Consider the following 17,422-nt stretch of genomic DNA (forward strand, 5'->3'; position numbering starts at 1 on the left):
TAAGTCAACCAGCCATGAAGCTTAGCGGCGCGTGGCTACAAACCAGGTAATACTGGTTGCGAATAAGGCCAGTGAAAGTAAAGCGGTAAGCATACTAGACGTTTGCCAAATCAGGATGGTTGACCAATTCGGCCCGATAAGTACAAGCAAAGCCCAGCAGATTAGAGTCACAATCAGACAGCTACCCGTTGCGATGATGTGCTTTTTTGTTATAGGCTGTCGCTTGGGCATTTTCTTTTGGCGTAAACCCCAAACAAAGAACAGCAGCGCCAAGAGCCCACAAATAATGGTGGCCGAGGACAAGGCGATGTCAAGAAACTGGGTCGCGTTTATTTGATAGGACTGAGCCAGATTACCCGCCAGGATATCCTTAACTTTTAACACTAAATTGAGGTTCGTATTTGTGCCGTTGCTCAACAAGCAGATGGCGGTATTTTCTCTTGGCAGCAGGACCACTTGGGTGGCAAAATTGGGGTTGCCGCCAGCGTGCTCAATAATTGTTTGGTCGGAATTGACGGACCATCCCGCGGCATAAAACATGCCGTTGACATCCGAAACGGATTGGTCCCCCTGATGCGAGGTTTTAATAACCTTACGGAATATTTCGGGTATATCCGAAACAATCCCCATTTGGATGCCCATCCATCGAGCCATATCATGGGTGCATGAGATGATGTAGCCGGCCGGTTTATTCCCGGTAAAATCCGGGGCATCATAGGGGGTCGTGATAAAGAAGCAAGAGCGGTAGCCCTGGGCTAATTGTCCGGTAGCTTGAGCAGCTTCTTTGTAAACATAGGTCTGGTTTAACCCTAACGGCTGAAACACTTGTTTTTTCATGTAGTCTTCATAGCGCTGACCGGATACGACCTCAATAACCAAACCCAAGACATCATAATTAACCGTTCCGTAATCATACTGCTCACCCGGATAAAATGACAGATTAGTATCGACGAGCATTGCGACGGTTTTTTTTAGCATATCCGGCGTATTGCCCTGGGGAATGTATTGACTGTGAAGGCGATTTGTTAAGCCGCTGGTATGGTGTAAAAAGGTATTAAGGGTGACACCTTGCATATCAACGGGTTTCCCCTGATAGTTTAAGGTAAACCAGGGTAAATATTTTTGGATCGGGTCATTCATTGACAGTAGCCCTTGTTCTTCCATTAGCAGGATACCCATGCCGGTAAAAGCTTTACTGACCGAAGCCAGCTCATAGAGCGTGTTTTCATTTGCGACTTGTCGCTTTTCACGATTTGCATACCCGGAAGAAAAGTAGTACACCTGGTCATTCGCAAGTATTGAGAGGGACATCCCGGGTACACCTGAGACACGACAGGCATCATCCAACAAGGTTTGGATAGAATCAGATTGCGACGTCGACAGTGCATAACCGGGTGTTGTGAATCCCGGGAATAGGATCAGTGCTACTAAAACAAAAGCAATAATATTTTTCATAGACGCTCCGCTTTGAAGAAATGATGTGAGACTCATATAAATAATCGCCATTTACCGTTTACAACCCTTGTGAACGGCCATTAACTTTTTTATAATCATTTTACCACATCCATAAAAGTGTGTCATTTCCGTTTTTCCCCCCGCCTCCAAAACCGGGAATTGATCCTTGTTAATAAAGCACACACTAAAAAAAGTCTCAACAGCATCGTGCTGTTAAGACTTTTTTAAAGTACCGGATTAAAGGTTTTTCATCGTGTCGAGGTATTCGTTTTTGTCACGGACACCAACGAATCGATTGATCGCCTCACCGTTTTTAAAGAAAACCACGGTGGGAATACTCATGACCCGGAATTGTTGGGCCAGGGTCTGGTTTTCATCCACATTGATCTTACAAACCTTCATATTTTCGCCAAGCTCCTGAGAAATTTCATCAATGGTCGGGGACAGCGCTTTACAAGGCCCACACCATTCTGCCCAAAAATCGACCATGACAGCGCCATTATAGGATAAAATTTCGGTTTCGAAATTTTCCATATTGATATTAATAATTTTTTCACTGGACATTGTTCTTTTCACCTCATAAATGTATTTGCGCAAACATTATATAATAATTCCCACGAAGTTTAAAGGATAAAAGTAAAATTTCTCAGTTTAAAGGCAGACGGTTGTGTTAGAATAAAGTCATGAAAAAAATGAGCATGACAAAAAAGATGGATATAAAAAAGAGCATCATAAAAAACGAACTCGATAAAATTAACAGCCAGAATACCTGTCGGTTTCATATGCCCGGACATAAGGGCCGGGGTGAAGCGTTTGCCTTATACGACTACGATATTACGGAAATACCCGGTGCCGATAATCTCCACGATGCCCAGGGGATCATTGCCCAGGCCCAGACTAAACTGGCGACGATTTATCAAAGCGACGAAGCGGCGATTCTGGTAAATGGCACCACCACCGGCATTCACAGTGCGATTATGGGGACCTGTTCCCCGGGAGCACAGTTATTGGTGCCGACTAACTGTCATCGGGCGGTTTTTGGAGCGCTTAGTCTGGGTCGCATTGAAGCGGTTTTTATCACCCCGGAGCTTGAAGAGGATTTGGGTTTTGGCCGCTCAATCAGTGTCGCCTCGGTCCAGACGGCCCTGTCCCAAAATCCCCAAATTGGGGGCATGATTCTGACCAACCCCAGCTATTACGGTACCACCAGCGACTTAGAAAAAATTGCCGAAATTCTTCATGAACAGGGAAAATTCTTAATTGTAGATGAAGCCCATGGCGCTCATCTGGCTTTTAGTGATAAACTGCCCCTGGACGCCCTGTCGGCCGGAGCCGATGTGGTGATTCAGAGTACCCATAAACTACTGGGGTCCCTGACTCAAAGCTCGCTGATTCATTTTCAGGGCAGCCTGGTCGATCGGCAAAAGATTAAATCGTTTCTTAGCTTACTCCAAAGTTCGTCACCCAGTTATCCGCTGATGATTTCGGTAGAAGAGGCCGTCGACGCCGCTTATGAAAAGGGCGAAATTATTTTTAATACCATTGCCTTGGCCCATCAGGAATTCTGCCGGAATCAGAACGACAAGCAGCCGATTACCCTGTATGAGGGCAGTGACCCGGCTAATCGGTATGACCGCAGCAAGTGGCTTTTTGTGACCCGGGGTATTACGGGAACCGAAGTGGAAGCGTGGCTGTCAGCAAGGTATGGCATTCAATGTGAGCTTTCAGCAGATCATTACGTGCTGGCAATGACTGGGATGGGAACAAGCCAGGATGATTTAAAAAGAATAACCCAAGCTATCTGTGATATAAATAAAATCGTCAGGCAGGGTTTGCCTGAAAAAAAAGAAATAAAGACCCGTCTTTGGGAGCACATAAATTTTACCGCCGCGGTGCAAACAGAAATGCCTCTTTGGGAAGCCCTTGCTTCGGAACACCGCGGCAAGATAGAACTGGAGCTGGCCGCTGGCCAGCTCGTCGGGGATTTCATTATTCCCTATCCCCCGGGGATACCGGTTTTACTGCCCGGCAGCCGGATCAGCCCGGAAATGGTCGTTTATCTGAATGATCTGTTGGATCAGCAGGTCGCGGTGGTGGGGATTGATACAAAAAGAGAAATAACAATCATAAAAAAGGAGCCGGTAAAAATGGAAAAGAATCATCAGGGACAACTCATCGTCATCGAAGGGGTGGACGGCAGTGGCAAACAAACCCAAACAGAGCTGCTCTATGACCGGCTGTTAAAAGAGGGGCAAAAAGTGAAAAAAATTGCTTATCCCCGCTATGACAAAAAATCCTCAGCCATGGTAAAATTATATCTGGAAGGGGCCTTCGGAAAAGATCCCGGCACCATCAGCCCGTACATTGCATCCACCTTTTACGCAGCCGACCGTTATGCGTCCTATAAAGAAGATTACGAGGACTTTCTGAATCAGGGCGGACTGGTCCTGGTCGATCGCTATACCACCTCTAATATGGTCCATCAGGCGGGAAAAATAAAAGATCCTGGGGAACGGAAACGTTTTCTTGACTGGCTGTGGGATTATGAATTTAATCTCTATGGTCTGCCGATTCCGGATCAGGTGTTTTTTCTTAACATTCCCCCGGAGATCAATCAGCAGCTGATTAAAAATCGGAACAATAAAATAACGGGCAAACAGGAAAAAGACATCCACGAAAGCAGCCCGGAGCATCTGAGGGATTCCTACCACAGTGCCTTGGCCCTGGTTTCGGAATACGGATGGACGGAAATAAACTGTGTTTTAAATAACCAGTTGCGAAGTATAAAAAGCATCCATGAGGAAATCTGGGAATGCATAGAGGAGCGTAAAAAAAATGATTGAAGATCAATATATCTATTTAACCATGGCCGACTCAGATATGGATTTTATCCTGCTTAAAAATTATCTAAGTGCCAACGGGATACCGGTAATCACTAAAGAAAAAGGGTTTGGTGGACCCATCCGCAGTATCTTCATGGGAAATTTTACGCCGGCTCATATTGAGGTTTTTGTCAAAGAGAGTGATTTAGAAGAGGCGATAAAACTTCTGGATTATGAAGAGTTCAGTGCCGAATTAGATGAAGAACTGGGGCTGGATACTGAGGATTGGGATGACAGCGATGATAGCAATAATAGCAAAAAGAATAAACCGAATTAGTCACTGTCTTGGAGAGGAAAAAAATGTTTGAAAAGATACAGGGGCATCAAACCATCACCAGTCATCTTGAGAAAGAAATAAAGACCGGCGAGGTCAGTCATGCTTACCTTTTTTCAGGAATCGACGGCCTCGGAAAAAAGAAAACGGCCCGGGAATTCGCCAAAGCGCTTTTATGTCAGGATCAGCGTGATAAAGGCTGTGGCCATTGTCCGGTCTGTACCCAGATTGATCATGAAAACCACCCGGACGTTAAAATTATTGGTCCCAAAGCCGGTGAAGCCAGCATTAAGATCAGTCAGGTCCGGGAAATGATCAGTGAGCTGTCAATTAAACCCTACTCTGGTAATTGGCGGATTAATATCGTGGATGGGGCCGAAAGAATGACCCCTGAAGCTCAGAACAGTTTGCTAAAATCATTAGAAGAGCCGCTTTGTTATAATATTTTTATTCTCATCACCAGTCATATCCAATCCATTTTGCCCACCATCCGATCGCGCTGTCAGAGTTATCATTTTCAGCCGCTGAGTCTTGTCGATCTGGAGACCGTTCTTTGTCAAGAAACTGATTTCGATAAGAATACGGTCTCGGAGGTTGTGGGGGCCGCCGGTGGGTCCCCGGGAATGGCCTTATATCTGCTGAGTAATAGCGAGATCCAGAAAGAACGGACCCATTTTCTCAGGGAGCTTTACAGCCTTTTAAAGGGCGATGAGATCAAGGTCTTTACCCTGGCGGAGGTGTTATCCAAAGATAAGGCCACCAGTCAGGCGATCCTGGAGTTTTTTATTCACTGGTTTTATGAGGTGAGTTTGCTGCTGGAAGGTCATCCCCTGCCGAATCATGGCGAGCCCAACCCGGCCCACAGAGCGTACCACCATTTGCTGGAAAACGAAAAAAATCAGGCCATTATTAAAACTTTATTTGAAATGATGGCGACGATACAATATAATGTTAACTTAAGATTACAATGGGAAAAGTGTTTCATTAAGATAATGAAAATTCAGAAAGGATAAATCCAATGGGAAAATCAGTCGTCGGCGTACGATTTAAAAAAGTGGGCAAAATATACTATTTTGATCCGCTGGATATAGCATTTGAACAGTTTGATCCGGTTATTGTGGAAACCGTCAGGGGCGTTGAGTATGGCGAAATTGCCTTGACCGCCAGAGTGGTGGATGAGGAAGAAATAGTGGCTCCGGTCAAACCGGTTATCCGTAAAGCAACAGCAGCCGATACCATTGAGTTTAATAAGCTCAAGAAAAGCGAGCAGGATGCCAAAGCGGTTTTTATTACCAAGGCAAAAAAACACAAGCTGGAAATGAAACTGGTCGATGTCGAATACACCTTTGATCAGAAAAAGGCGATCTTTTATTTTACGGCCGAAGGTCGGGTGGATTTTAGAGAATTAGTCAAAGATCTGGCTTCCATCTTTAAGGTGCGGATTGAGCTGAGGCAAATTGGGGTTCGCGATGAGGCCAAACTATTTAAAGGCTTGGGCGTTTGCGGACGAACCACCTGTTGTGCCCAATGGCTGGGTGATTTTACACCGGTGTCGATTAAAATGGCCAAGGAACAAAACCTTTCCCTTAATTCGACTAAGATTTCAGGGATCTGCGGTCGGCTTTTATGTTGTCTGACCTATGAACAGGAGTTTTACGAAGAAGTTTCCAAAAAATTGCCCAAGGTGGGACAAAGAGTCATTACAGCCGATGGCGAGGGTGAAGTATTTAAGTTAAGCATTCTGGAAGAAACCGTTTTCGTCAAAATTCAGGTCAATAAAGACGAAACGGAGGTAAAAAGATACCTTCTGGAAGAAATTGAAGTAAAAAAATTCGAAAAAGTCAAAAAAGACAAATAATCATCTTGATTTCACTACAAAAAAGGATATAATAAAGATGTTGTTAATGCTAAAAGGAGGGTTTTTAAATGGCTTATAAAATTACAGACGAATGTATAGCTTGTGGATCATGCATGGATGAATGTCCAGTAGAAGCAATTTCTGAAGGCGATATCTATGTTATCGATGCAGCTACTTGTACTGACTGTGGCGCTTGCGCGGAACAATGTCCAGTAGAAGCAATTGTTCAAGACTAGTTAGAAGTGTTAAGAAAAGGCACCTTTCAGATTTTCTGGAAGGTGCCTTTAACGTGGCATTGTTTTAAAACAGATTTTATTTTATGGTGTTAGATTATAAGATACCGGGGTAAATATATATTCAAGAAATAAAATTATGACAGATGAAATCTGGAGGAGGAAAAATGCAGAAATACGTATGTGATGTTTGTGGTTATGTTTATGATCCTGAGGTCGGGGACCCGGATAGTGGTGTGAGCCCAGGAACCGCTTTTGAAGATATTCCTGACGATTGGGTTTGCCCATTGTGTGGTGTCGGAAAAGAAGATTTTTCGCCGGAAGACTAGAAAATAACAATCAAAAAAGAGCTAAAGCTCTTTTTTTTATGGGATCAATGGGTTATAATGACAATGACTTTAGAAATATGGAGGACATATGGCAGTTAAAGCACGGGAAACCCTTGAGAGCAAACAAATCAGCATCACAACCCTGGGGATATTAATGGTGGTGGTGGTTGGCTATACTTTTTTATACAATCAGTTTGCCAATACCCTGGAAGATTATCGTTTAAAAACCATCGTTGGTGTGATCAGCCTGGTAATTATGATGGGTGGCTTTTTGATTTCGTTACGTTATATTACAACCATCTATGAGATGGTTATCACCCACGACCGGTTAATTATTGACCGAAAAATATTTTTCTGGAAGAAAACCGTCCTGGAAGTAAAAATTGAGGAAATTAAAAAAATTCTGCCAATTGAGGAAGCAAAAAAAGTTGAAGGACAGACGCGCAATTTCACCCTGACAAATATGGACGGAAAACGAAAATATATGGTCCAATATGAAACACAGGGAAAAATTTGTAGTGCAAAGATCCAATGTACCGGGAAATTCATAGATACTTTAAAAAAATTGGTCAAAATATGATAGCTTTAAGGAAATCTTAAGAGAAATAGAGTATTATTTAGTCATAACAAGTTACCCTCTTTCAAAGTTTTTAGAAAAAACCGAGCGCTTTTCACACGGCTTCGGTTTTTTTCTTTTTTGAAAAAAGTTAACAAAGACGTAAAAAGAATTTGCATCAGATAATTCGATAGTGTTAATATTACTAAAAGTCGGGTATAATAGTCCTAAGTAACTAAAGGCAGGAAAGGAAATACCAATGGAAATTGTAGCAATTATGGGAAGTCATCGAAATAATCACAACACTCAGAAAGCCGTCGACTATTTTATTGGCAAACTTAATGTGGAGTACGAGTTATTTGAATATAATATTAATCAAATAAACGTTCAGGCTTGTATCGCCTGTGATTATTGTATTCCGCATCAGGGAGAATGTGTGATTGAAGATGATATGACCGGGATTTATCAGAAAATGGAAAGCTGTGATTTGCTGATTGTGGCCAGTCCGGTTTATTTTAGTGCTTTTCCATCAAAAATAAAGGCCCTGATTGATCGAACCCAGATGATTTATAACCTTAAAGATAAATCATCGATCAAAAAGAAAAAAATTCTGATTATTGGCGTCGGTGGGGCACCTCATTATCCACGTCAGTTTCAGGCCATTGATAACACCCTGGAATGGTATAAAAAAACCCTGAGTTGTGATGAAATCGGCTTTGTTCAGTTTTCCCATACCGATGAGCGACCAGCATTGGATAACACAACGTGTTTGAACGAACTGGAAGAAATTGCACAAAAAATAAATACGCCACTGGCTAAAAATTAAAGAGATTAAAAAAAAGGAGATAAAAAATGGCAAAGATACTAGATCAAACAGAATTTGATAACTTGGTGATAAATGGAAAAGGCGTTGTCCTGGTAGATTTTTTTGCGACCTGGTGCGGGCCCTGTAAAGCATTGGCTCCCGTTTTAGAAGACGTCGCTGAGCAGATTAAAGACAAAGCCAGTGTTTATAAGGTCGATATCGATCAGACTCAGAGCCTGGCCCAGCAATACCGGGTAATGAGTGTGCCAACGATGAAAATATTCAAAAACGGCGAAGTCGTCGAAACCATTGTCGGGCTCCAGTCAAAAGGCGTTTTGGTAGATAAGCTAAATTATTATGCCGGTTAATTAAGCAATAAAAAAGAGGGATCACTTCATTAAGGAGTGGTTCTTTTTTTTAGATTCATATTCAAAACCTTAAGAAAAATAAGGAGACCGTTTTCATTTTAAGACAAATCAGCCAAGTTGTCGGGATTTTAGACAAGTTTAATCAATCGTATAATTACAAGCTGAACAGCGTCGTGCTATACTCCTTTACGCACATGAAAGGAGCAAAAATGAATAAAAATAGAGTCAACAAAGCCAATACGGTGAGACTTATCGTTATCATCGGCGTCATTATTATTCCCCTTATGTATAGTTTTTTCTATCTCAGTGCCTTTTGGGATCCCTACTCAAAACTGGATAATTTACCAATCGCACTCGTCAATAACGATGTGGGCGCCAGCATCAATAATCAACAGCGAAATCTCGGTGACGAATTTCTCGATAAACTGATTAAGGATGGCACCTTTAAGTACGTGATCACCGATGAAGCCACCGGGCGAGCCGGGACCGAAGCGGATGATTACTATGCCATGATTGTGGTGCCGCGCAGTTTTTCACAAAATATTGCGTCTGCGGCCACCGTCAATAAACAGGCGGCCAGCATTATCTTTTCGCCCAACGAAAAACGAAATTATTTAGCCAGTCAGATTTTAGGAAAAGCTGAGCTGCAAATGGAAACCAGCTTACGCGAGAGTATCTCTGGCGAAATCGTCAACAATCTGACCGATCAGGTCGCCAAGGTGCCCGGTCAGTTGGGGACCCTTAACGATGGGTTAAGCCAGCTTTCCAGTGGCTCGGCCCAATTGCTGACGGGCTCTAAGACCTTAGCTAACGGCACCGATTCGCTGGCCGCCGGTTCCCGGGAATTGGCAACGGGCTCGGAGACTCTGGCATCTGGCACCCAGGCCCTCGCCGCCGGCAGTCAGACCCTGGCCGATGGGACCCAAACCCTGGCCGCCGGAACATCAGAATTTGCCGCAAAATTTACTGATTTCAATGATGGCATCAGTACCCTCAAAAGCGGTTCAGCCCAGGTCAGTGATGGCGCATCGACCCTGGCTGACGGAACCGAGCAGCTTAATCAGGGGATTCAGGCCTATACCGCTGGGGTCGATACCCTGATTGGCAATGTCAACCAGACTTCGGCTTTTATTTCAGACTTTGTCGGCGAACATCCCGAATTAATGGCCGATCCCCAGTTTGCGGCCTTTATTTCGAATATGGCCTCCAGCGATAATGCCGAGAGCATTGCCCAACTGGAAGCGGCGGGCAGTCAGTTAAGCGGAGCATCCGATGCCATTGCTACCGGCACCCAGGCATTGGCCGCCGGTACCAGCAATCTGGATGATGGGATTGCCATCGTCAGTGCCGCCGCCGGTCAATTAAACAATGCCGCTGATAGTATCTCAGATGGTGCCAGTGCCGTTTCAGATGGCGCCTCATCACTGACAAACGGCGCTACTGCGGTATCAAACGGGGCCACCACCTTGACCAATGGCGTTTATACCCTGGCTGACGGTGCTACCACCCTGGCGAGTGGTGCCACGACCCTGGTCGATGGTCAGCAGCAGTTAGGCAACGGCATTACTACCGCCCAGAACGGCGTCACCACCGCCGTGAATGATGCCAATGCCGATACCGCCAAATTAAATGGTTTGGGCACCTATGTCAGCGAGCCGGTAACTGTGGACGATGAGATTATTGACCCGATTGCCAACTATGGCACCTACTTTTCGCCCTACTTTATGTCCCTGTCGCTATGGGTTGGGGCCTTGATTATCTTCTTTGGGATCTATTTTGATGCCGATCAGAAATTCAAGATTTTGTCCCGGGAAAGCAGTAATAAAACCGCCCGCAGTTTTATCTACCTGTTGTTGGGCCTGGCCCAGGCGATTTTGCTGGGCAGTATCATTAAATATGCTTTAGGGCTGGAAATCGCCCATACCGGCTTATACTTTGTATCAGTTTGTCTGGTCTCGATGACCTTCCTGGCGATTGTCCAGTTCTGTATTATCCACATGGGCGATGCCGGGAAATTTGTGGCATTGACGCTGCTGATTCTGCAGTTGACTTCCTGTGGCGGGACCTTCCCGATCGAAACGGTGCCAAGATTCTTCCAGGTGCTTTACCCCTTTATGCCGATGACCTATTCAGTAGTGGTGTTTAAGGACACCATTACCGGTGCGATTTCGGGTGACTTCTGGCATAGTTTCCTGATTCTGGCTATTTATCTGGTGGTGTTCTTTGCCGCCACGATTTTACTGACCATGATTAAGAAACGGAAAGCTGATAAAAAAGATATGACGGTCAAAGCCGAACTGAATTCAGACCAGTCATTCTAAATAAGTAGAATTAAATATTTAAGATAGGGGCGATCAGTGATGACCAGGGGGTCAGACCCTCGCCCGCACACTGCACAATGACCAGTTCAATTGCAAAAATCTTTAATTCAATATATATAGACCAAAATAAAAAGAACGCTGCATATCATCAATATGTGGGGTTCTTTTTATTTGCCGTCGATCACTTTGAAATAACAAGCTGAAATGATATAATTATTCTTAAAAAAGATCATGAGGAGTATCTGCATGTCCGATGCGTCAATTACCAAAAAAGCCATCGCCAAAGGCTTTAAGCATATTCTAACTAATAAAAGTTTTGAAAAAATCACCATCGCTGAAATTACCGCCGAGTGTGGTCTGAACCGCCAGACCTTTTATTATCATTTTCAGGATAAATACGATCTGATCAACTGGATCGTTTATCAGGAAGCGATCCTCGTGATCAGAAAAGATCTGACGATCGAAAACTGGGACGTCAAGGTGCTGGAGCTACTAACGACGATGAAAAGTGATAGCCATTTTTATCAAACGACCCTAAAAGAGATCGCTGGCACCGAATTTCAGAACTATCTGTTTACCGTCACCAAGGAAATTTTTATGGAAATGATTGAACACCTGTCCCGTGATCGCAAAATGAACTCGGAAGCAGTCCCGGTGATGACGCCCCAGAAGAAAACATTCACCGCCGAATTTTTATCTTATGGGGTGGTGGGGATGATCATTGACTGGGCGCAAAACGGGATGAAACAATCGCCCGAGGAAATCACCATCAGCATCAAGGATATTATCAACGGGGCCCGGATGTTTGCCGTTTCCCGCTATTTTCAGGAACTGACCAAAGCATAACAGCGAAGACCGGCTGAATAAACAGCCCCAAATAAGCAACAAGAAAATTTAAGGAGTCCATATGAAAAAGAATGAAGAGATTGAATTAACGATAGAAGGATTTAATTTCCCCGGTAAATCCTGGGGCATGCATGGCGAAAAAAAAGTCGTTATGAAAAACGGCCTGCCGGGCCAACGGGTACGGGTGAATATTGCCAAGAAACGAAAAAAATATGAAGGCCGGATCGTGGAAGTACTGGAAAAAGCTCCTAATGAAATTGACGCCGCCTGCGCTGTCTTTGCCAAATGCGGGGGCTGTACCTACCAGAACCTGCCCTATCAAGAACAGCTCAAACTCAAAGAAAGCTACGTCTTAAACCTGCTTAATCAGGCCGGGATAACAGACTTTGCCTATGAGGGGATTGTCCCCAGCCCCGAGGTTTTTGGTTACCGGAATAAGATGGAGTATTCTTTCGGCGATAACGAAAAAGAGGGCCCGCTGATGCTGGGACTTCACGAACAGGGCAGCTTTTATAATATCGTCAAAACCGATGGCTGCAAGATTACCGATGAAGATTTTAACCAGATTCAAACGGCGGTGCTGGGCTATTTTGCCCAAACCGGGGACAGCTATTTTCATAAACGCAGTCACGAAGGCTTTTTAAGACATCTGGTCGTGCGCAAGGGCAAACACACCGGCGATCTGCTGATCAATCTGGCCACCACCACCCAGGGAACGCTGGACGAAGCGGCCTTTGTTAAATGCCTGCTGGAGCTACCGCTTATCGGCCAGATCCGGGGAATTCTGCATACCCAAAACGATGGCGTCGCCGATGTGGTCAAAGCCGAAACGGCTAGAATTCTATACGGCGAAGATAAAATTGAAGATAAGATTTTAGGACTGACCTTTGAAATCACCAGCTTTTCCTTTTTCCAGACCAATACCTTAGGAGCCGAAAAACTCTATTCCGTCGTCCGGGACTTTGTCGGTCAGGAACAAAACGAAGTGATTTATGATTTATACTGCGGCACCGGCACCATTGCCCAGGTACTGGCGCCCGTTTCTAAAAAGGTGGTCGGCATCGAGCTGGTCGCCGAAGCGGTCGAAGCCGCCAAGGCCAATGCCACCAAGAATGGCCTCGACTACTGCCAGTTTATCGCCGGCGACGTGATGGTGGAAGTGGCCAACCTCCATGATCAGGCCGATGTGATTATTCTGGACCCGCCCCGGGACGGCATCCACCCCAAAGCGATCTTTAAAATTCTCGATTTTAAACCCAAGGTGTTTGTATATGTGTCTTGTAAGGCGACATCGCTGGCCCGGGATCTGCCGTTTTTTGTGGCGGCGGGGTATGCGGTGAAGAAGGTACAGTTGGTGGATATGTTTCCGCATGGGGGGCACGTAGAAGCGATAATTCTGATGACGCGTAGTGGTTCGGGCGATAAAAAGTAGAGGTGGACCACAACATATAGTGGTTTTGGCCTGAATTTTGGGCAAAAAACAGATAAAAAAATGACGTTTTTTGACCCCTGAAAAAGGGCTAAAATATAGATGACATATCTCAAAATTGAAGAATTCGATGATTTGGGGTCAGTTTGTAAGGAACAACTGAGTGTTGAATAAGTGTATAATATGAGGTAAATGTTGCGGATCAATTTAGATGCGATTAATGTTAAATTGGTAATAAACCATTACAAATGGAGGCGTATGAATATGGAATATACTGATGTAGAAAAACAAGTCCTGTCTCTTATTAAGAAGGCTGATTTCAGAAATATACCAAATAGTAATGTGTTGAGTTACGCTTCAAAACTGAATGAGTTGCGTCCAGAAGTGGCGCAGCAGTTTCTTGCGCAGTTTCCTGAACTTTCAAAACTGATTCAGTCTTCGTTGGTTGAGTACAAAGAGATTCTTGATAAAATCATTTCAAGTGATGATGAGAGCACAAATCAAGTGTATGATATCTTAAACAAAGAAATTGAGAGTTTTCAAGAAAGTAGGAAAGAGTATATTCTATTTGCTGATAAAGTGCGTTCCGATTTAAGCAAGTGCCTTGATAATCCAAATTTGACTCCTGAACAACAGAATGAAATTATTGATCGCGAGATGGAGATTCTCCGAATGGTGGATAAAAAGGACGAAGATATACGAGTACAGGAAATGGAAGCTGTCCAGCTAGCCGATAAAAAAGACTCAGAAAAGAAAGAGTTTAATTGGAAGACTCTTAGCACCGCAAGTTTTGTAGTGCTCATTGCTGTTGGAATAGGTACAGCCGCATTAGGTGGTAAATTTGACATTAAACTACCTAAGATAATTTAATCCAATCATAAATAGAATATCTATGTGTAAAAAAAGAGAGTGTAAGTAAAACAATAATATTAAATTGATAAAAAAGTTAAGATTATGAGGCGAAGTTTTTAGGTCAACTTGGATGACCATCAGACTCCGCCTCTTTTTTTATGTTCAAAATTCTGAAAGAGAGGGAAAAAAGATGTCAAAGTATTTTATGAATGATTCAGAACTTCAAGAGCTAGAGCAGTTGATGATGTTGGTTCCAAATTTCTCACCAAGGGGTAGAGGAATAATTGTGGTACACGGATTTGGAAAGGTAGATGCACAAGAAAAAGAAGAAGAGGTCTTGCCAAACTTACCAGAGCAATTTAGATTTGATTTAGATATTGAATGTCTGAAAAGTAATGGTAGAGGTGCATCCTATGATCGATTCATTTCAAGTTGCTTTCATGAGTGTAAGTCGCACCGGCTTCAAAGTCGTCTTGAGCATTTGATTAGAAACTGCGCAGGTGATTTTTTCATAAGCCAATCACACAGAGGGAGATTCGGTTCTGTCTGTCGCCTACAAGAGATTCCAGTCGAAAATAGAAGTCCAATCCATCTGGCCGTTTTATTTCTATTGTCTGCTGATGATAAACTCTGGTCTGCAGCTAAGGATCATGTTTATGCTGATAGTTTTGATTTTAAGAAAATGAATCTAAGCGGTATCAATACTGATGGCTATGCTATCTATCAAATGGCAAAGACCATCTACACAGCAAAAGAATATATCAGACTGGATGAAATCGCTGACAAGTTTTTAATAGGTGATCAGGCATTCAAAGCAATCATTCATTCAATACTCATTGCCAAATACAGAGCGGCAGTGTTCCAAGTTAAGTTTAAATAAGCTACCTTTCTGCAAAAGCAAAATTTGTAGGATGTGTGGCTTTTTTTATTGCCACAAAACGAAATGGAGGGATTAGATTTGTACATGACAATCAAGAAATCAAACAACATGGAGGTATCGCTAATATGAACGGATTTAAATCTCGAAGAGAAGTTGAAAGCATCAAAGAGCAGTACCCTGTAGGCACTCGAATTGAACTCATCGGTATGGATGATCCATATGCACCTATTGAGTCTGGGACACAGGGAACCGTTGAAATTGTTGACGATGCAGGTACACTTCACATGAAATGGGATAATGGTAGAACACTGGGCATCGTTCCTGGGGAAGATCAGTTCAAAGTAATTACAAAGCCTTCTGAGGAAACAATGGACAATGAGCAAAAGCAAGGTATGGGAGGAATGAACATGTAAAAGATAATAGTACTAGAACTCAATCAAATGAATAATCAATGGTATAAGGGTACGGCATTTAAACCGTACATTTTTTATGCCATAAATCCAATGGGCCGCTTGAAAAACTGCAATATGCAGTGAATCAAGCGGCCTTTTTTTATTTCTAGAAACTATCCCACCAGAAAAGGAGGCGAGGAGGTGGAACATGTAAATTTAAATGAGAGATTTTTAGTTCACTTAAAAAGAAATCACACAGGTGCAGGGAGGGCTGTTCAGAGTAAGGGATTAGAACTTCGGTTTCAGATGAGCGGAAGGAAGATCCGTGACATTGTTAATGCACTCAGGTGCGAAGGACATCCTATCTGCAGTGACGATGGTGGTTATTATTATGGCGCTAATAAACAGGAGGTTCTCGCAAGCATACGACAGCTCAATAGCCGGATTGAAAAAATTGCAGAAGCAAAAAATGGTCTTGTAGATTCCCTGTCCCTCTATCCAGATTCAAGTAGCAATGAACAGCTTCAAATCTGGTTTGTGTGTGTGAAGGAGGGATGATTTATTAATAGTTTTATGAGTTGGATAGGTGGAAAGAAATCCATGAGGGAACTGATTGTTTCGCTCTTTCCGCTTTATTATGAAAGGTATATTGAAGTATTTGGTGGTGGTGGCTGGGTCTTGTTTCATAAACCGCCGGGCAATGATTTTGAAGTTTATAATGACTTTAATAGTCTACTCGTCAACCTTTACCGATGTGTGAGAGATCAATATGAAGAACTTCAAAATGAACTGAGGTATGTTTTAAATTCAAGAGAGGACTTTGATGAAGTCAAAGCTGTCCTTGATAAGGCGTATGTTGAAAATGACGTCAAACGTGCAGCTTGCTTTTATCAGCTCATCAGATACAGCTATGCATCAGGACTCACGAGCTTCGGTAGCCAACCCCATGACATCAGAAGCAATTTTCCAATTATTGAGCAAGCCCACAGAAGACTTGCGAAAGTAGTTATCGAGAATAAAGATTTTGAAAAGCTGATTCGGCAATATGATCGCCCTGTCAGCTTTTTTTATTTGGATCCGCCCTACTTCGACACTGAAAAATACTATAAGAATGTCGGAGAAGGTGGTTTTCAAAAGGAAGATCATATCAGACTAAGGTTACATCGATACAGCAGTTAAAATTCTGATTGCAGTAGTGCTTGGTGCATTACTTCTTGCAGGGCTTTATGCTTTGTTTGGTGACGTGGTCATGCCCACCCTCGAGCAAAGAATCAGGAATATGTTCAACTATGCCGGGTAGCAGCATCGTTCAAGCGGTGCTGTTTTTTTGTTTGATGGGATGTGCAGTCTGTACTGATATCAAAAAAAGAGAAATTCCAACAGCCATATGGTCATCGATGGCGCTGATATCACTGATTGATTTTAATGCTGTTCATCTGTTCGGCATATTGGCAGCACTCCCATTACTCATTGCAGCTATGATGAGTCCGTCAGGTATTGGCGGTGGAGATATTAAGATTGTAGCTACAGTCGGACTTGTTATCGGCTTTTGGAAAGCACTGATTGGGATGGCCATTGGACTGAGTCTAGTGATAATTTTTCATGGAGCATTAAAAATAATTTATAGAATCACGAGCAAGGAGTATGGGCGCAGGGCGTATCCGCTAGCGCCTTTTCTCGCTCTTGGCTATACATGTGTCTATTTCGTATAAAGGAGATGGTGATAGTGTTTGAAAAGGGACAACGATTTGAAACGAGTTATAACCATGAAACTTATGCATATGCAGGCAAGTGGTCAGGATCCATGGTACTTGCTCCTGAAAATGACGGGAATACAGAGGTTCTCATCTATACAGAGAATGAAGTAAATGAATTGATTGAGACTGGCGAGTTAAGGTTAATCGCGGGTCTGGAAATGGTGATGCGGTAATAATCTTATGAT

Annotated in this window: 20 protein-coding genes and 3 pseudogenes; 21 read left to right on the top strand and 2 right to left on the bottom strand. The window is 43.3% G+C overall.

What is annotated here, in order from left to right:
• Positions 1 to 21: 21 nt before the first annotated feature.
• Both DOZ58_RS12435 and trxA (DOZ58_RS12440) read right to left on the bottom strand, forming a co-directional pair.
• The gene (locus DOZ58_RS12435; protein ID WP_111888579.1) at positions 22 to 1,455 is read right to left on the bottom strand and encodes a serine hydrolase; all 1,434 of its coding nucleotides are present in this window, start codon (positions 1,453 to 1,455) and stop codon (positions 22 to 24) included.
• Positions 1,456 to 1,692: 237 nt separating this feature from the next.
• Positions 1,693 to 2,019, bottom strand: coding sequence for a thioredoxin (gene trxA, locus DOZ58_RS12440; protein WP_111888580.1), 327 nt, complete (start codon positions 2,017 to 2,019; stop codon positions 1,693 to 1,695).
• Between the two features lie 146 nt (positions 2,020 to 2,165).
• Here trxA (DOZ58_RS12440) and DOZ58_RS18940 point away from each other — a divergent pair.
• From DOZ58_RS18940 to DOZ58_RS12535, 21 genes and pseudogenes are all read left to right on the top strand, one after another.
• Positions 2,166 to 3,521 (top strand): annotated as a pseudogene (locus DOZ58_RS18940) (aminotransferase class I/II-fold pyridoxal phosphate-dependent enzyme); the annotation flags it as partial.
• A gap of 81 nt (positions 3,522 to 3,602) precedes the next feature.
• On the top strand, positions 3,603 to 4,298 hold the full coding sequence (locus DOZ58_RS18945) for a thymidylate kinase (protein ID WP_242988710.1): 696 nt from the start codon (positions 3,603 to 3,605) through the stop codon (positions 4,296 to 4,298).
• Positions 4,291 to 4,614 carry a DUF2007 domain-containing protein gene (locus DOZ58_RS12450; protein WP_111888582.1) on the top strand — a complete coding sequence of 108 codons (324 nt, stop codon included), beginning with the start codon at positions 4,291 to 4,293 and terminating at the stop codon, positions 4,612 to 4,614. Before DOZ58_RS18945 ends, DOZ58_RS12450 begins: the two co-directional genes overlap by 8 nt.
• 23 nt (positions 4,615 to 4,637) lie before the next feature.
• On the top strand, positions 4,638 to 5,624 hold the full coding sequence (gene holB, locus DOZ58_RS12455; RefSeq protein WP_111888583.1) for a DNA polymerase III subunit delta': 987 nt from the start codon (positions 4,638 to 4,640) through the stop codon (positions 5,622 to 5,624).
• A 5-nt stretch (positions 5,625 to 5,629) separates the two neighbouring features.
• Entirely contained in the window at positions 5,630 to 6,469 is an 840-nt protein-coding gene (locus DOZ58_RS12460; RefSeq protein WP_111888584.1) for a stage 0 sporulation family protein, read from the top strand.
• A 68-nt stretch (positions 6,470 to 6,537) separates the two neighbouring features.
• Positions 6,538 to 6,705, top strand: coding sequence for a 4Fe-4S binding protein (locus DOZ58_RS12465; protein ID WP_070370676.1), 168 nt, complete (start codon positions 6,538 to 6,540; stop codon positions 6,703 to 6,705).
• Between the two features lie 164 nt (positions 6,706 to 6,869).
• On the top strand, positions 6,870 to 7,031 hold the full coding sequence (gene rd, locus DOZ58_RS12470) for a rubredoxin (protein ID WP_111888585.1): 162 nt from the start codon (positions 6,870 to 6,872) through the stop codon (positions 7,029 to 7,031).
• A gap of 88 nt (positions 7,032 to 7,119) precedes the next feature.
• The gene (locus tag DOZ58_RS12475; RefSeq protein WP_111888586.1) at positions 7,120 to 7,611 is read left to right on the top strand and encodes a hypothetical protein; all 492 of its coding nucleotides are present in this window, start codon (positions 7,120 to 7,122) and stop codon (positions 7,609 to 7,611) included.
• A 235-nt stretch (positions 7,612 to 7,846) separates the two neighbouring features.
• Positions 7,847 to 8,413, top strand: a complete 567-nt coding sequence (locus DOZ58_RS12480; protein WP_111888587.1) for a flavodoxin family protein — start codon at positions 7,847 to 7,849, stop codon at positions 8,411 to 8,413.
• 26 nt (positions 8,414 to 8,439) lie between these two features.
• Positions 8,440 to 8,760: a thioredoxin gene (gene trxA / locus DOZ58_RS12485; RefSeq protein WP_111888588.1), complete on the top strand. Its 321-nt coding sequence runs from the start codon at positions 8,440 to 8,442 to the stop codon at positions 8,758 to 8,760.
• Positions 8,761 to 8,969: 209 nt separating this feature from the next.
• Positions 8,970 to 11,081 carry a YhgE/Pip domain-containing protein gene (locus DOZ58_RS12490; RefSeq protein WP_162624510.1) on the top strand — a complete coding sequence of 704 codons (2,112 nt, stop codon included), beginning with the start codon at positions 8,970 to 8,972 and terminating at the stop codon, positions 11,079 to 11,081.
• Positions 11,082 to 11,327: 246 nt separating this feature from the next.
• A complete protein-coding gene (locus tag DOZ58_RS12495; protein WP_162624511.1) occupies positions 11,328 to 11,927 on the top strand; it encodes a TetR/AcrR family transcriptional regulator C-terminal domain-containing protein in 600 nt (199 codons plus the stop codon).
• Between the two features lie 61 nt (positions 11,928 to 11,988).
• Positions 11,989 to 13,359 carry a 23S rRNA (uracil(1939)-C(5))-methyltransferase RlmD gene (gene rlmD, locus DOZ58_RS12500; RefSeq protein WP_111888591.1) on the top strand — a complete coding sequence of 457 codons (1,371 nt, stop codon included), beginning with the start codon at positions 11,989 to 11,991 and terminating at the stop codon, positions 13,357 to 13,359.
• A gap of 261 nt (positions 13,360 to 13,620) precedes the next feature.
• Complete coding sequence (locus tag DOZ58_RS12505) at positions 13,621 to 14,226, top strand: hypothetical protein (RefSeq protein ID WP_111888592.1); 606 nt, start codon at positions 13,621 to 13,623, stop codon at positions 14,224 to 14,226.
• 172 nt (positions 14,227 to 14,398) lie between these two features.
• Entirely contained in the window at positions 14,399 to 15,088 is a 690-nt protein-coding gene (locus DOZ58_RS12510) for a hypothetical protein (protein ID WP_162624512.1), read from the top strand.
• A 35-nt stretch (positions 15,089 to 15,123) separates the two neighbouring features.
• Positions 15,124 to 15,501, top strand: a complete 378-nt coding sequence (locus tag DOZ58_RS12515) for a DUF4314 domain-containing protein (protein WP_242988494.1) — start codon at positions 15,124 to 15,126, stop codon at positions 15,499 to 15,501.
• Between the two features lie 180 nt (positions 15,502 to 15,681).
• Entirely contained in the window at positions 15,682 to 16,038 is a 357-nt protein-coding gene (locus DOZ58_RS12520; RefSeq protein ID WP_111888595.1) for a hypothetical protein, read from the top strand.
• Between the two features lie 15 nt (positions 16,039 to 16,053).
• Positions 16,054 to 16,638, top strand: a pseudogene (locus DOZ58_RS12525) (DNA adenine methylase); the annotation flags it as partial.
• Positions 16,637 to 16,780 (top strand): annotated as a pseudogene (locus DOZ58_RS18950) (DUF6133 family protein); the annotation flags it as partial. The pseudogenes DOZ58_RS12525 and DOZ58_RS18950, both read left to right, overlap by 2 nt.
• Positions 16,770 to 17,192: a prepilin peptidase gene (locus tag DOZ58_RS12530; protein WP_162624513.1), complete on the top strand. Its 423-nt coding sequence runs from the start codon at positions 16,770 to 16,772 to the stop codon at positions 17,190 to 17,192. The pseudogene DOZ58_RS18950 and the gene DOZ58_RS12530, both read left to right, overlap by 11 nt.
• A gap of 14 nt (positions 17,193 to 17,206) precedes the next feature.
• Positions 17,207 to 17,410 (top strand): hypothetical protein, encoded by a 204-nt coding sequence (locus DOZ58_RS12535; protein ID WP_111888597.1) that lies wholly within the window; start codon positions 17,207 to 17,209, stop codon positions 17,408 to 17,410.
• Positions 17,411 to 17,422 lie beyond the last annotated feature (12 nt).

The sequence above is a fragment of the Acetobacterium sp. KB-1 genome (assembly GCF_003260995.1).
GTDB lineage: Bacteria > Bacillota > Clostridia > Eubacteriales > Eubacteriaceae > Acetobacterium > Acetobacterium carbinolicum.

Excerpts from the sequence above, each read along its gene's own strand:
- DOZ58_RS12510 (WP_162624512.1), top strand. The coding sequence starts at position 14,399 with ATGTCAAAGTATTTTATGAATGATTCAGAACTTCAAGAGCTAGAGCAG.
- DOZ58_RS12530 (WP_162624513.1), top strand. The coding sequence starts at position 16,770 with ATGCCGGGTAGCAGCATCGTTCAAGCGGTGCTGTTTTTTTGTTTGATG.
- DOZ58_RS12450 (WP_111888582.1), top strand. The coding sequence starts at position 4,291 with ATGATTGAAGATCAATATATCTATTTAACCATGGCCGACTCAGATATG.
- DOZ58_RS12460 (WP_111888584.1), top strand. The coding sequence starts at position 5,630 with ATGGGAAAATCAGTCGTCGGCGTACGATTTAAAAAAGTGGGCAAAATA.
- DOZ58_RS12490 (WP_162624510.1), top strand. The coding sequence starts at position 8,970 with ATGAATAAAAATAGAGTCAACAAAGCCAATACGGTGAGACTTATCGTT.
- DOZ58_RS12480 (WP_111888587.1), top strand. The coding sequence starts at position 7,847 with ATGGAAATTGTAGCAATTATGGGAAGTCATCGAAATAATCACAACACT.
- trxA (WP_111888580.1), bottom strand. The coding sequence starts at position 2,019 with ATGTCCAGTGAAAAAATTATTAATATCAATATGGAAAATTTCGAAACC.
- DOZ58_RS12435 (WP_111888579.1), bottom strand. The coding sequence starts at position 1,455 with ATGAAAAATATTATTGCTTTTGTTTTAGTAGCACTGATCCTATTCCCG.
- DOZ58_RS12465 (WP_070370676.1), top strand. The coding sequence starts at position 6,538 with ATGGCTTATAAAATTACAGACGAATGTATAGCTTGTGGATCATGCATG.
- DOZ58_RS12505 (WP_111888592.1), top strand. The coding sequence starts at position 13,621 with ATGGAATATACTGATGTAGAAAAACAAGTCCTGTCTCTTATTAAGAAG.
- rlmD (WP_111888591.1), top strand. The coding sequence starts at position 11,989 with ATGAAAAAGAATGAAGAGATTGAATTAACGATAGAAGGATTTAATTTC.
- DOZ58_RS18945 (WP_242988710.1), top strand. The coding sequence starts at position 3,603 with ATGGAAAAGAATCATCAGGGACAACTCATCGTCATCGAAGGGGTGGAC.
- rd (WP_111888585.1), top strand. The coding sequence starts at position 6,870 with ATGCAGAAATACGTATGTGATGTTTGTGGTTATGTTTATGATCCTGAG.
- DOZ58_RS12495 (WP_162624511.1), top strand. The coding sequence starts at position 11,328 with ATGTCCGATGCGTCAATTACCAAAAAAGCCATCGCCAAAGGCTTTAAG.
- trxA (WP_111888588.1), top strand. The coding sequence starts at position 8,440 with ATGGCAAAGATACTAGATCAAACAGAATTTGATAACTTGGTGATAAAT.
- DOZ58_RS12475 (WP_111888586.1), top strand. The coding sequence starts at position 7,120 with ATGGCAGTTAAAGCACGGGAAACCCTTGAGAGCAAACAAATCAGCATC.
- holB (WP_111888583.1), top strand. The coding sequence starts at position 4,638 with ATGTTTGAAAAGATACAGGGGCATCAAACCATCACCAGTCATCTTGAG.